The following is a 12,880-nucleotide window of genomic DNA, read 5'->3' as shown; positions in this document are numbered from 1 at the left end:
ATGAGCAAGAACCATATTCCGCAGCAACAGATCAATCAATCGCGCATCCTGGTGACGGGCGACATGATGCTCGACCGCTACTGGTTCGGCGATGTCGAGCGCATCTCCCCGGAAGCGCCGGTGCCGGTGGTGCAGATCAAGCGCAGCGACGAACGGCTCGGCGGCGCCGCCAACGTGGCGCGCAATGCCGCCGCGCTGGGCGCCCAGGTCGGCATGCTGGGCGTGGTGGGCGACGACGAACCTGGCCGCACCCTGGAGGCGCTGCTGAACGCCAGCCATGTGCAGCCCTACCTGCATCGCGACGCCAGCGTCAACACCACCATCAAACTGCGCGTGGTGGCGCACCAGCAGCAGCTGCTGCGGGTCGATTTCGAGAATGCCCCGGCGCATGAAGTGCTGCTCTCCGTCCAGGATCGTTTCATGGCCCTGGTCAAGGATTACAAGGTGGTGGTGCTCTCGGACTACGGCAAGGGTGGCCTGACGCATGTGGGCCGCATGGTCGAGGCGGGTCGCGCGGCTGGCTGCCTGGTGCTGATCGATCCCAAGGGCGACGATTACTCGCGCTACCGCGGCGCCACGCTGATCACCCCCAACCGCGCCGAAATGCGCCATGTGGTGGGCGCCTGGAAGACCGAATCCGATCTCACCATCCGTGCCCAGAACCTGCGGCGCGAGCTGCATCTCGAGGCCTTGCTGCTGACGCGCTCGGAAGAAGGCATGACCCTCTATACCGAAGCCGAGGTCCTGCACGTATCGGCGCAGGCGCGCGAGGTCTACGACGTATCCGGCGCCGGTGACACCGTGATTGCCACGCTGGCGACCATGCTGGGCGCGGGCGTGCCGCTCAAGGAAGCCGTGCAGCACGCCAACCGCGCCGGCAGCATCGTGGTGGGCAAGCTGGGCACCGCGGTCGTCACCTATCCTGAACTGTTCGGCACGCCGGCGTAACGGCCGCGCGCTGCTTCCTGGCTCGCACCGCATTAGCACACACGACCATGACCATCATCGTTACCGGCGCTGCCGGCTTTATCGGCAGCAACCTCGTCAAGGGCCTCAATGAACGCGGCGAGGACAATGTCGTCGCCGTCGACAACCTGACGCGCGCCGACAAGTTTCACAATCTCGTCGACTGCGAGATCCGCGACTACCTCGACAAGAGCGAGTTTCTCGAGCGCTTTGCCCGCGGCGAGTTCGGCAAGGTGCGCGCGGTGTTCCATGAAGGCGCCTGTTCGGACACCATGGAGACCGACGGCCGCTACATGATGGAGAACAACTACCGCTACACCAAGGCGCTGATGGATGCCTGCCTTGCGCAGGGCACGCAATTCCTCTACGCATCCTCGGCGGCCACTTACGGCGCCACCCAGGTGTTCAAGGAAGAGCGCGAATACGAGAAGCCGCTCAATGTCTACGGCTACTCCAAGTTCCTGTTCGATCAGGTGGTGCGGCGCACGCTGCCGTCCGCGCTGTCGCAGATCGTGGGATTCCGCTACTTCAATGTCTATGGCCCGCGCGAAGCCCACAAGGGCCGCATGGCCTCGGTGGCGTTCCATAACTTCAACCAGTTCCGCGCCGACGGCACGGTGAAGCTGTTCGGTGAGTATGGCGGCTACGCGCCGGGCGGCCACACCCGCGATTTCATCTCGGTGGAGGATGTGGTCAAGGTCAACCTGTTCTTCCTCGAGCATCCGGACAAGTCCGGCATCTTCAACCTCGGCACCGGCCGTGCACAGCCCTTCAACGACATCGCCGCGGCCGTGGTCAACACGCTGCGCGAAGCCGACGGCCGGCCGCAGCTGACGCTCGACGAGATGGTGCAGGAAGGGCTGGTGGAATACATCAAGTTCCCCGACGCGCTGCGCGGCAAGTATCAGTGCTACACGCAATCCGATGTCTCGCGCCTGCGCGGGGCGGGCTACAAGGAGCCGTTCTACACGGTCGAAGAGGGCGTGTCGCGCTATTGCCGCTGGTTGCTGCAGAACAAGGCATGAGGCCGCTGGGTGCCAAATCGCCGGATTGCCCCGATGGCCAGGTAGCGCGATAGCCGGCTGGCGTACTCTCTTCCCCCTCTCTTTTTCGATTCGGCGGAAACACCTCGGTAGCGTTGAGGTGAACTTTTGTTGCATGACGCGCCAAGGCGGCCATGCGCTCCTATCCTCCGTGTTGCCGCGTCCAGCCCGGATGCGGCAACCATCACAACTGGATAGGAGAATCTCCCATGTTCAAGCAAGCACTGGCGAAGGCATCCAAGCAGGTCCTGCTGGCGGCCGCCGTATGGTTTTCGCTGTCGGGCGCGGCGCAGGCGGCAGTCGATGTGAACGCCGCCGATGAGGCTGCCCTGGTTTCGCTCAAGGGCATCGGGCCGGCCACGGCCAGCACCATCGTCTCCGAGCGCGCCAGGGGCGGCCCGTTCAAGGATGCCGCGGATCTCGCCGATCGCGTCAAGGGGCTGGGGCAGAAATCGGTCGCGCGCCTGCAGGAGGCGGGCATGACCATTGGCGCCGGCAGCGGCGCCGCCGCGCCGAAGGCCGCGGTGGCCGCCGCCAGGCCGGACGCCAAGGCGGATGCGAAGGCGGCGAAGCCGCCGGTCAAGGCCGCCCGCTAAGGCCGCCGCGCATCCTGCGGCGCGGCGCCCGCCGCGCCGATCCTCCGCCATCCCCCATCGAAGCCCCGGCAGTGTCCGGGGCTTCCCGCAGGCTGCGCGTAGCCGGTGCACCAATGCGGTTGCCCTGTGCTGGTATGGCTCGTGCTAGCCCTGTGTGGCTTCGCACGATTGCGGCCGCGCGGTATCATGCGGACGCCTCGCGGCCCAGGCCGGGTGCGTGGCCAACATAATCCAAATCGCGCCGGACCGGCCCGCAAGCGGGGTGGCCAGGCCAATAAAACGGGAGCTGGACGATGGGAAATAATGAGGACGCGGGATTCCTGCCCAAATGGCGGCTAAAGACCCACGGCGTGATTGCGCCCGATGAGCGCCTGCCTGCCGGCCAGACCCTCCTGGCGGGTATCCAGCACGTGGTGGCGATGTTCGGCTCGACCGCGATCGCCCCGATCCTGATGGGCTTCAATCCCAATATCGCCATTCTGTTTTCCGGTATCGGCACGCTGATCTTCTTCCTCTGCGTGCGCGGCAGGGTGCCCAGCTACCTGGGCTCCAGCTTTGCCTTCATTGCCGTGGTGATCGCCGCGACCGGCTATGCCGGCAGCGGGCCCAACCCCAATATCCCGGTGGCGCTGGGCGGCATCATCGCGGCCGGCGTGCTCTACCTGATGATCGGGCTGGTGGTGCAGGCGGTGGGATACCGCTGGGTCGAGCGGCTGATGCCGCCGGTAGTGACCGGCGCCATCGTCGCGGCCATCGGCCTGAATCTCGCGCCGGTGGCGGTCAAGGCCGTGAGCGGCGCCGCGCTGGACACATGGGTGGGGCTGGCCACGGTCCTGGCCGTCGGCACGGTGGCGGTGCATGCACCGGGCATGCTGCGCCGCTTGCCGGTGCTGGTGGGCGGACTGTTCGGCTATGTGCTGTACTACGTTTGCACCAACGGGCTGGGCCTGGGCAAGGGCATCGATTTCTCCGGCGTGGCCGCGGCCAGCTGGTTTGGCATGCCGGTGTTCGCGGCGCCGGTGTTCCAGGCCAGCGCGATGCTCCTGATCGCGCCGGTGGCCATCGTGCTGGTGGCCGAGAACCTCGGGCATATCAAGGCCATCAGCGTGATGACGGGACGCAATCTCGACCCGTATATCGGCCGGGCCTTCATTGGCGACGGCATCGCCACCATCATTTCCGCCAGCGGCGGCGGCACGGGCGTGACCACCTATGCCGAGAACATGGGCGTCATGGCTGTCACCAAGATCTACTCCACGCTGATCTTCGTGGTGGCGGCCGCGGTGGCGCTGGTGCTTGGTTTCTCGCCCAAGTTCGGCGCGCTGATCCTGACCATCCCGGGTCCGGTGATCGGCGGCCTGACGATCGTCGTGTTCGGCCTGATCGCCGCCACCGCGGGCCGCATCTGGGTCCAGAACAAGGTCGATTTCTCCAATTCGCGCAACCTGATCACCGTCGGCGCCACACTGACCGTGGCGGCCGGCGACCTGACCCTGAAGCTGGGCGGCATGACGCTGGGTGGCATCGGTACCGCCACTTTCGGCGCCATCCTGCTCTACCACCTGCTGGGCAACAGCAGGGCCGAAGCCGAAGCCGAAGCGAAGGCCTGACGGCAACAGGCGGGCGGGCCTCGCAGGGGCTGCCCGGCATGCCGGCAACGCGGGTTTGACGACTGGATTACAATGTCCGCCGACATTGGAATCCCGCTCACCATGGCCTACAAGACGATTGAAGACACCATCGGCAACACGCCGCTGGTGCAACTGCAGCGCATCCCCGGCGCCGCCGGCACGCCGCGCGGCAATGTAATCCTCGGCAAGCTCGAGGGCAACAACCCGGCGGGCTCGGTCAAGGACCGTCCGGCGGTCTCGATGATCGCCCACGCGGAATCGCGCGGACGCATCAAGCCGGGCGACACGCTGATCGAAGCCACCTCGGGCAATACCGGTATCGCGCTGGCCATGGCGGCTGCCATTCGCGGCTACAAGATGGTGCTGATCATGCCGGAGGACCTGAGCATGGAGCGCCGCCAGAGCATGGCGGCCTATGGCGCCGAGATCATCCTGACGCCGGTCAAGGGCGGTATGGAATACGCGCGCGACCTTGCCGACTCCATGGAGCGCGACGGCCGCGGCGTTATCCTCGACCAGTTCGCCAACCCGGATAACCCGCTGGCGCACTACGAAACCACCGGGCCGGAAATCTGGCGCGACACGGAAGGACGGATCACGCACTTCGTGTCCGCCATGGGCACCACCGGCACCATTACCGGCGTGTCGCGCTACCTCAAGGAGCAGAGCGCCGCGGTCCAGGTGGTCGGCGCGCAGCCGGCGGAAGGCTCCCGCATTCCCGGCATTCGCAAGTGGCCGGAGGCGTACATGCCGAAGATCTACGATGCGAAGTACATCGACCGCACCGAGCCGGTAGGCCAGGGCGACGCCGAGCATATGGCGCGCCGCATGGCGCGCGAGGAAGGCATCTTCTGCGGGATCTCCGCTGCCGGCGCGCTATGCGTTGCGTTGCGCATCGCCGAGGAAGTGGAGAATGCCACCATCGTGTTCGTGGTGTGCGACCGGGGCGACCGCTATCTCTCGACCGGCGTGTTCCCGGCCTGACGCTGTCGCGCCGGATGCGTGCGTGTCGCACGCGCCAGGGAAAAAGCCTCGCATTGCGCGAGGCTTTTTCGTTTCAGGAGGATGGTGGGCCGTCTTTCGTGGGGTCAGCCCATCGCCGCCTTGACCGCTTCGCCCAGCTGGTAGACGGCCAGCGCATAGAAGAAGCTGCGGTTATAGCGCGTCAGCACGTAGAAGTTGCGCAAGCCGAGCATGTAGTCCGTGGTCTCGCCCGGCGTTGGCAGATCCACCAGCAGTACCCCGGTTTCGCCTTCGCGCGCCAGGTCGATCGGTTCGTCCACGCGCAGGCCTGCCTTGAGCAACTGGTTGAGCGTGCGTGTCGGCCAGGGTTCGCCATCTGCGGCAGCGGCGGCGACGCCGCGGCTGCCCTCGTCGGGGGCGATGCGCCATACCACCGGACGCCCTTGCTCCCAGCCATGCAGCTGCAGGAAGCGGCCAACGCTGCCGATGGCGTCGGTGGCGCTGCCGCGCAGGTCGATGTGGCCGTCGCCGTCATAGTCGATCGCGTATTCGCGCAGGCTGGTGGGCATGAACTGCGGAATCCCCACCGCGCCGGCGTAGGACCCCAGCACCGAGAACACATCGGTATTGGTGTCGCGGCACCAGAGCAGGTAATCGGCCAGCTGGTTGCGGAACAGCGTGGTGCGCGCTTCGCGGTTGGGCACGTCGGGATAGTCGAAGGCCAGCGTGGAGAGCGAGTCGATCACGCGGAAGGTGCCCATGTCGCGGCCATAGATGGTCTCGACACCGATGATGCCGACGATCACCGAAGCCGGCACGCCGAACTCGGCCTCCGCGCGGCGCAGCGCTTCGCGGTTCTGCTGCCAGAAGCGCACGCCCGCGTTGATGCGGATCGGCTCGATGAAGCGGGAGCGGTAGGTGCGCCAGCTTTTGCGTCCGGGCGTGGCGGGCGGCATGATCAGGCGTGCCACCGTGGCTGAATAGACGGCCTGGCCGAACCAGGCTTCCAGGGTCTGGCGGGGGAAGCCGTAGCGCGTCACCATGTCGTCGATGAAGGCCCGGCTCTTGGGGTTGTCGCGATACCGGCCCGGCTCGATCTCTTCTTCGCGCACGCTCACGCGGCGCTTGCCGGCGGCAAGCAGGGCGGGGGAGATGCCGCACAAGCTCAATGCGGCAGCGGAAAGCGCGGCGCCCAGGAGCGGGCGGCGCAGGGAGCGCTGGGTGTCGGTCATGGTGTCCTTTGCAAGTCGCCCCGAGTATAGCGGATGGTGCCCATGCGGCAGCCCGCTGGGTGGCCGGCTCGGCATGTGCTAACGTAGCGATTGGAGACCACAAGACAGCCATAAGACATGCCGACAGGCTATTACACGCATCCCGAGTTCCTGCTGCATGAGATGGGGCATTTCCATCCGGAGTGCCCGGAGCGCCTGCAGGCCATAGAAGACCACCTGATCTCGCACGGCATGGATGGCCTGCTCGACCGGCGCGAGGCGCCTGCCGCCACCGCCGAGCAGATCGGGCGCGTGCACCGGCCCGAGTACATGGCCTCGCTGGCCGCCGCCAGTCCCGCCAGCGGCTACCACCCGATCGATCCCGACACCCTGATGAACCCGCACACGCTGTCTGCCGCCACCCATGCGGCGGGCGCCGCGGTGGCCGCCACCGATGCGGTGATGGCCGGCGAGTTCGAGAACGCCTTCTGCTGCGTGCGGCCGCCGGGCCACCATGCGGAGCCGGACCGGGCCATGGGCTTCTGCTTCTACAACAACGTGGCGGTCGCGGCGCGCCACGCGCTTGCCGCGCACGGCCTGGAACGCGTGGCCATCGTCGATTTCGACGTGCATCACGGCAATGGCACCGAGGCTGCCTTCCGCGGCGAGGAGAGGGTGCTGATGTGCAGCTTCTTCCAGCATCCGTTCTATCCCTACAGCGGCACCGAGCATATCGCCACCAATATGTCGAACATCCCGCTGCCGGCCTATACCAATGGCATGGCGGTGCGCGAGGTGGTGGAAACGATCTGGCTGCCGCGCCTCAACGAGTTCAAGCCGCAGATGCTGTTCATCTCGGCCGGCTTCGATGCCCATCGCGAGGACGACCTCGGCCAGATGGGGCTGGTCGAACAGGACTACGCCTGGATCACTGCCCAACTGGTGGATGTCGCGCGGGCCCACGCGAAGGGACGCATCGTGAGCTGCCTGGAGGGGGGCTATAACCCGAGCGCGCTCGCGCGCAGCGTGTTCGCGCACCTCAAGGTGCTGCTCGAGCGATAGAACGATGGAACGATCAAACGATCAAACGACAGGAGGCCGGCGATGGCTGAAACCGACAACAGGGCCGTCACGCAGCTGGTGAGCGAAAGCCTGGATGCGCCAGGCGTGCTGCGCTTGACGATGAACCGCCCCGAGGCGTTCAACGCCTTGTCCGAAGCGTTGCTGGATGCCTTGTCCGCGGCGTTTGTCCGCGTTGCGTCCGATGCGGCCGTCCGGGTGGTGGTGCTGGCCGCCGCCGGGCGTGCCTTCTGTGCCGGCCACGACCTGCGCGAGATGCGGGCCAGCCCCTCGCATGACTACTATCGCCGCCTGTTCGATCGCTGCACCCGCATGATGATGGCGATGCAGAAGATGCCGCAGCCGGTGATCGCCCGCGTGCAGGGCGTTGCGACTGCCGCCGGCTGCCAGCTGGTGGCCATGGCCGACCTCGCGGTGGCGGCCGACGACGCCCGTTTCGCGGTATCCGGTGTCAATCTGGGTTTGTTCTGCGCGACCCCCGGCGTGGCGCTGTCGCGCAACCTGTCGCGCAAGCAGGCGCTGGAGATGCTGCTGACGGGCGATATGATCGATGCAACGGAAGCCCGCAGCCGCGGGCTGGTCAACCGGGTGGTGCCCGCCGACGTCCTCGATGCCGAGGTGGAACGCCTGGCGGCCAGCATCTGCGCCAAGCCGGCCGCCGCGGTAGCCGCCGGCAAGGGCCTGTTCTATCGCCAGCTGGAGATGGGCATCGAGGCGGCCTACCAGCTTGCCGGGCAGACCATGGCCTGCAATATGATGGATCCGGCAGCGCTGGAGGGTGTCCAGGCCTTTATCGACAAACGCCCGCCATCGTGGCGTGATGCATAATCGGCTTTTTGTGGGTTTATATGCCGTGGGCATATAAAGACATCGATAAAAAGTCGTTTCTGGTATGAAGCGGATCGCTTAAAATGCCCGCTTCGCCCAAAAAAATAAAATACGGCAACAGCGCTAGAGAGAGACTCGCCTGTTGCCGTTTTCTTTTCACATGATCGAACTGCAAGGTCTTTCGCAGCGCTTTCCCGGAGGGTCGGGGGAAGTGCATGCACTGCGGGACGTCAACCTGTCCATAGCGGCAGGTGAGGTCTTCGGCATCATCGGTCGCAGCGGTGCCGGCAAAAGCACGCTGGTGCGCGCCATCAACCTGCTCAACCGCCCCAGCGCCGGCCGCGTGATCGTGGCCGGCCAGGACCTGACCGTGCTCGACAATGGCGCGCTGCGCCAGGCGCGCCGCGACATCGGCATGATCTTCCAGCATTTCAACCTGCTGTCGTCGCGCACCGTTTTCGATAACGTGGCGCTGCCGCTGGAACTGGCCGGCAAGTCGAGAAGCGAGATTTCCGACACGGTGCTGCCGCTGCTGGAACTGGTTGGCCTGTCGGCGCTGAAGGACCGCTTTCCTTCCCAGATCAGCGGTGGGCAAAAGCAGCGCGTGGGCATTGCCCGGGCGCTGGCGAGCAAGCCCAAGGTGCTGCTGTCGGACGAGGCCACCTCGGCCCTCGATCCGGAAACCACCCGCTCCATCCTGGAACTGCTCAAGCAGATCAATCGCGAGCTGGGCCTGACCATCGTGATGATCACGCACCAGATGGAAGTGATCAAGCAGGTCTGCGACCGCGTGGCCGTGCTGGAAGCCGGCTGCGTGGTGGAAAGCGGCCGTGTGATCGACGTGTTCCTGCGCCCGCAGCATGAGGTCACGCGCGCCATGATCGGCGACGTGATCGCGCAGGAACTGCCGCCCAGCGTGCTCAAGCGCGTGGAAAGCCGCCTGGGCAACGGGCGCGACCATGTCTACCGCCTTGCCTTTACCGGCGAAGGCGTGGACCAGCCGGTGCTGGCCCAGGCGATCCGCCGCTACGGGCTGGATTTCAATATCCTGCACGGGCACATCGACGAGATCCAGGGCCAGGCCTTCGGTTCGCTGGCCATCATGGCCACCGGCGATCTGGCCGACGTGAAGGCGGCGATGGAATACCTGCAACAAGAGGGCGTAGTGGTGGAGGAGATCGAGCATGTGGTCTGAAATGTTTGACCTGTTCCTGACCTCGTTCAACGAGACGCTGCTGATGGTGGGCATCTCGGGCGTGGTCGGCGCGGCGTTCGGCGTGCCGCTGGGCGTGCTGCTGCACCTGACCAACCGCGGCGGCGTGCTGTCGCACCCGTTGTTCAACCGCACCATCGGCGTGGTGGTCAACGCCGTGCGCTCGATTCCCTTCATCATCCTGCTGGTGGTGGTGATTCCCTTCACCCGCTTTATCGTCGGCTCCTCGATCGGCACCACCGCGGCCGTGGTGCCGCTGACCATCGCCGCGATTCCGTTTATCGCGCGGCTGGTGGAAAGCGCGCTGCGCGAAGTCGACAAGGGCCTGGTCGAAGCCGCCCAGTCGATGGGCGCGACCACCGGACAGATCGTGATGAAGGTGCTGTTGCCCGAAGCCATGCCCGGCATCGTGGCCGGCCTGACCATCACCTTCGTCAGCCTGGTGGGTTATTCGGCCATGGCCGGCGCCATCGGCGGCGGGGGCCTGGGCGATCTCGGCATCCGCTACGGCTACCAGCGCTACATCACCGAGGTGATGGTGGCGGTGGTGCTGATCCTGATCGTCTTCGTGCAGGCGGTACAGAGTTTCGGCGACTGGCTGGTGCGCCGCATCAGCCACAAGTAGGCCGGACGCCGCGCCGGTCTTAGATAGAGAATCAGAGAAATCGAGAATCAAGGAAGTCAATATGCAACGTCGTAACCTGCTGCAATGGATTGTCGGCGCCGCCCTCGGCGCCACCCTGGCCACCGGTGCCGTGGCGCAGGAAAAGCCGATCAAGATCGGCGTCACCGGCGGCCCGCACGCCCAGATCATGGAGCAGGTGAAGAAGGTCGCCGCCAAGGATGGCCTGAACATCCAGGTGGTGGAATTCAGCGACTACATCCAGCCCAACGCCGCGCTGGCTTCGGGCGACCTGGATGCCAACAGCTACCAGCACCTGCCCTACCTGGAAGCGCAGATCAAGGACCGTGGCTACAAGTTCACCCACGTGGCCTTCACCGTGACCTTCCCGATGGGCGTGTATTCCAAGAAGATCAAGTCGCTCGACCAGCTCAAGGAAGGCGCCCGCGTGGGTGTGCCGAACGATCCCACCAACGGTGGCCGCGGCCTGTTGCTCTTGCAGAGCAAGGGTCTGATCAAGCTGCGCGCCGACGCCGGCCTCAAGGCCACGCCGCTGGACATCGTGGCCAACCCGAAGAAGATCAAGATCGTCGAGCTGGACGCCGCCCAGCTGCCGCGCTCGCTCGACGACCTCGACGCCGCCGCCATCAACGGCAACTATGCCGAGTCGGCAGGCCTGTCGCCCACCAAGGATGCGATTGCCATGGAAGGCCCCAAGGGTCCCTATGCCAACCTGATCGCCATCCGCGAAGCCGACCGCAACAAGCCCTGGGTGGCCAAGCTGGTCAAGGCCTACCACTCGCCGGAGATCAAGCAGTACGTGCAGAGCACCTTCAAGGATTCGGTGATTACCGCCTGGTAAGTTGAAAAAACCTTCGAAACCCGTGTGACGCAGGGCATCCTACGGCACAATGCGGTCAGGTTGACACGTTGCCGGGCTATGCCCGGCAATTCTTTGCCGATAAAATAGTACGACCGTTCGAAAAATAAGAGTGCCACCTGCCCGGTGGTTATAATGGCGGGCGAACCAAATTTCTGACTATCGACTATCAGTGGAGTGAGCGCATGAAAGTACTCGTCGCAGTCAAGCGCGTGGTGGATTACAACGTCAAGGTCCGGGTGAAGTCGGACGGTACGGGCGTGGATCTGGCCAACGTCAAGATGAGCATGAACCCGTTTGACGAAATCGCCGTGGAAGAAGCGGTGCGTCTGAAGGAAGCCGGGGTGGCCACCGAGGTGATCGCCGTCTCGTGCGGCGTTGCCCAGTGCCAGGAAACCCTGCGGACCGCGATGGCGATCGGCGCCGACCGCGGCATCCTGGTCGAGTCGAACGAAGACCTGCAACCGCTGGCGGTGGCCAAGCTGCTCAAGGCGCTGGTCGACAAGGAACAGCCGCAACTGGTGATCCTGGGCAAGCAGGCCATCGACGACGACTCCAACCAGACCGGCCAGATGCTGGCCGCGCTGGCAGGCCTGCCGCAAGCGACCTTCGCCTCCAAGGTGGTGGTGGCCGATGGCCGGGCGTCGGTGACGCGCGAAGTGGACGGCGGTCTGGAGACCCTGTCGATCAAGCTGCCGGCGATGGTGACCACCGACCTGCGCCTGAACGAGCCGCGCTATGTGACGCTGCCCAACATCATGAAGGCCAAGAAGAAGCAGCTCGACACCGTCAAGCCGGAAGATCTCGGCGTGGACGTGGCGCCCCGGCTGAAGACCCTCAAGGTCGTCGAGCCGCCCAAGCGCAGCGCGGGTGTGATGGTGCCGGACGTTGCGACGCTGGTGCAAAAGCTGAAGAACGAAGCCAAGGTCATCTGAGCGCGCCAGGAGATAAAACATGACTGCACTCGTCATTGCTGAACACGACAACCAATCCATCAAGGGCGCCACGCTGAACACCGTGACGGCAGCTCTCCAGTGCGGCGGCGACGTCCACGTGCTGGTGGCCGGCGCCAACGCCGCTGCTGCAGCCGCCGCTGCCGCCAAGATCGCCGGCGTGTCCAAGGTACTGCTGGCCGATGCCCCGTATTTCGGCGACGGCCTGGCCGAGAACGTGGCCGAGCAAGCGCTGGCCATCGCCAGCGACTACAGCCACATCCTGGCGCCCGCCACCCCCTACGGCAAGAACATCCTGCCGCGCGTGGCCGCCAAGCTGGACGTAGCCCAGCTGTCGGACATCACCAAGGTGGACGGCCCGGATACCTTCGAGCGCCCGATCTACGCCGGCAACGCGATCTCGACCGTGCAATCGTCGGACAAGGTCAAGGTCATCACCGTGCGCACCACCGGCTTTGACGCCGCCGCTGCCGAAGGTGGCTCGGCCGCCGTGGAAAACCTGCCGGCCGTGGCCGACGCCGGCATCTCGCAATTCGTTTCGCGCGAAGTGACCAAGAGCGACCGCCCCGAGCTGACCGCCGCCAAGATCATCGTGTCCGGTGGCCGTGGCGTGGGTTCCGGCGAGAACTACACCAAGGTGCTGACGCCGCTGGCCGACAAGCTGAACGCCGCGATGGGCGCATCCCGCGCCGCCGTCGATGCCGGCTTCGTGCCCAACGATTACCAGGTCGGCCAGACCGGCAAGATCGTTGCGCCGCAGCTGTACATCGCCGTCGGCATTTCCGGCGCGATCCAGCATCTGGCCGGCATGAAGGATTCCAAGGTGATCGTGGCGATCAACAAGGACGCCGAAGCGCCGATCTTCTCGGTGGCCGACTATGGCCTGGTGGGCGA

13 protein-coding genes are annotated in these 12,880 nt (G+C 65.4%); 12 read left to right on the top strand and 1 reads right to left on the bottom strand.

Translation table 11 applies throughout. The features are described 5' to 3' along the window. From rfaE1 to cysM, 5 genes are all read left to right on the top strand, one after another. Positions 1–948, top strand: a complete 948-nt coding sequence (gene rfaE1, locus AC3FOF_RS10845) for a D-glycero-beta-D-manno-heptose-7-phosphate kinase (protein WP_017230583.1) — start codon at positions 1–3, stop codon at positions 946–948. Positions 949–995: 47 nt separating this feature from the next. Then, entirely contained in the window at positions 996–1,991 is a 996-nt protein-coding gene (gene rfaD / locus AC3FOF_RS10840) for an ADP-glyceromanno-heptose 6-epimerase (RefSeq protein WP_488726595.1), read from the top strand. Between the two features lie 227 nt (positions 1,992–2,218). Continuing rightward, positions 2,219–2,605 carry a ComEA family DNA-binding protein gene (locus AC3FOF_RS10835; protein ID WP_488726594.1) on the top strand — a complete coding sequence of 129 codons (387 nt, stop codon included), beginning with the start codon at positions 2,219–2,221 and terminating at the stop codon, positions 2,603–2,605. Between the two features lie 293 nt (positions 2,606–2,898). Then, complete coding sequence (locus tag AC3FOF_RS10830; protein WP_488726593.1) at positions 2,899–4,215, top strand: solute carrier family 23 protein; 1,317 nt, start codon at positions 2,899–2,901, stop codon at positions 4,213–4,215. Between the two features lie 102 nt (positions 4,216–4,317). Further along, complete coding sequence (cysM, locus tag AC3FOF_RS10825) at positions 4,318–5,220, top strand: cysteine synthase CysM (protein ID WP_035813465.1); 903 nt, start codon at positions 4,318–4,320, stop codon at positions 5,218–5,220. A gap of 104 nt (positions 5,221–5,324) precedes the next feature. Here cysM and mltB read toward each other — a convergent pair whose 3' ends face one another. Beyond that, positions 5,325–6,431 carry a lytic murein transglycosylase B gene (gene mltB, locus AC3FOF_RS10820; protein WP_017228222.1) on the bottom strand — a complete coding sequence of 369 codons (1,107 nt, stop codon included), beginning with the start codon at positions 6,429–6,431 and terminating at the stop codon, positions 5,325–5,327. 117 nt (positions 6,432–6,548) lie between these two features. On the opposite strand from mltB, the gene AC3FOF_RS10815 reads away from it, so the two are divergent. From AC3FOF_RS10815 to AC3FOF_RS10785, 7 genes are all read left to right on the top strand, one after another. Further along, complete coding sequence (locus AC3FOF_RS10815; RefSeq protein ID WP_276264199.1) at positions 6,549–7,472, top strand: histone deacetylase family protein; 924 nt, start codon at positions 6,549–6,551, stop codon at positions 7,470–7,472. A 42-nt stretch (positions 7,473–7,514) separates the two neighbouring features. After that, complete coding sequence (locus tag AC3FOF_RS10810; protein WP_488726592.1) at positions 7,515–8,318, top strand: enoyl-CoA hydratase; 804 nt, start codon at positions 7,515–7,517, stop codon at positions 8,316–8,318. Positions 8,319–8,478: 160 nt separating this feature from the next. Then, positions 8,479–9,513, top strand: a complete 1,035-nt coding sequence (locus AC3FOF_RS10805) for a methionine ABC transporter ATP-binding protein (protein WP_276264201.1) — start codon at positions 8,479–8,481, stop codon at positions 9,511–9,513. After that, a complete protein-coding gene (locus AC3FOF_RS10800; RefSeq protein WP_035813463.1) occupies positions 9,503–10,156 on the top strand; it encodes a methionine ABC transporter permease in 654 nt (217 codons plus the stop codon). Before AC3FOF_RS10805 ends, AC3FOF_RS10800 begins: the two co-directional genes overlap by 11 nt. 61 nt (positions 10,157–10,217) lie before the next feature. Beyond that, positions 10,218–11,015 (top strand): MetQ/NlpA family ABC transporter substrate-binding protein, encoded by a 798-nt coding sequence (locus AC3FOF_RS10795; protein ID WP_017228227.1) that lies wholly within the window; start codon positions 10,218–10,220, stop codon positions 11,013–11,015. Between the two features lie 203 nt (positions 11,016–11,218). Next, positions 11,219–11,968 (top strand): electron transfer flavoprotein subunit beta/FixA family protein, encoded by a 750-nt coding sequence (locus AC3FOF_RS10790; RefSeq protein ID WP_488726591.1) that lies wholly within the window; start codon positions 11,219–11,221, stop codon positions 11,966–11,968. 19 nt (positions 11,969–11,987) lie between these two features. Further along, the coding region (locus AC3FOF_RS10785) for an electron transfer flavoprotein subunit alpha/FixB family protein (protein ID WP_488726590.1) at positions 11,988–12,880 on the top strand (893 nt) is incomplete at its 3' end.

The sequence above is a fragment of the Cupriavidus sp. 96C5-1 genome (assembly GCF_057798855.1).
The sequence above is the reverse complement of the archived record's forward strand: the minus strand, read 5'-3'. Positions and strand labels throughout refer to the sequence as shown.

Bases quoted from the DNA above. Each gene is read 5' to 3' on its own strand.
- AC3FOF_RS10835 (WP_488726594.1), top strand. From the start codon at position 2,219: ATGTTCAAGCAAGCACTGGCGAAGGCATCCAAGCAGGTCCTGCTGGCG.
- AC3FOF_RS10795 (WP_017228227.1), top strand. From the start codon at position 10,218: ATGCAACGTCGTAACCTGCTGCAATGGATTGTCGGCGCCGCCCTCGGC.
- cysM (WP_035813465.1), top strand. From the start codon at position 4,318: ATGGCCTACAAGACGATTGAAGACACCATCGGCAACACGCCGCTGGTG.
- AC3FOF_RS10800 (WP_035813463.1), top strand. From the start codon at position 9,503: ATGTGGTCTGAAATGTTTGACCTGTTCCTGACCTCGTTCAACGAGACG.
- mltB (WP_017228222.1), bottom strand. From the start codon at position 6,431: ATGACCGACACCCAGCGCTCCCTGCGCCGCCCGCTCCTGGGCGCCGCG.
- AC3FOF_RS10830 (WP_488726593.1), top strand. From the start codon at position 2,899: ATGGGAAATAATGAGGACGCGGGATTCCTGCCCAAATGGCGGCTAAAG.
- AC3FOF_RS10815 (WP_276264199.1), top strand. From the start codon at position 6,549: ATGCCGACAGGCTATTACACGCATCCCGAGTTCCTGCTGCATGAGATG.
- AC3FOF_RS10810 (WP_488726592.1), top strand. From the start codon at position 7,515: ATGGCTGAAACCGACAACAGGGCCGTCACGCAGCTGGTGAGCGAAAGC.
- AC3FOF_RS10805 (WP_276264201.1), top strand. From the start codon at position 8,479: ATGATCGAACTGCAAGGTCTTTCGCAGCGCTTTCCCGGAGGGTCGGGG.
- rfaE1 (WP_017230583.1), top strand. From the start codon at position 1: ATGAGCAAGAACCATATTCCGCAGCAACAGATCAATCAATCGCGCATC.
- rfaD (WP_488726595.1), top strand. From the start codon at position 996: ATGACCATCATCGTTACCGGCGCTGCCGGCTTTATCGGCAGCAACCTC.
- AC3FOF_RS10790 (WP_488726591.1), top strand. From the start codon at position 11,219: ATGAAAGTACTCGTCGCAGTCAAGCGCGTGGTGGATTACAACGTCAAG.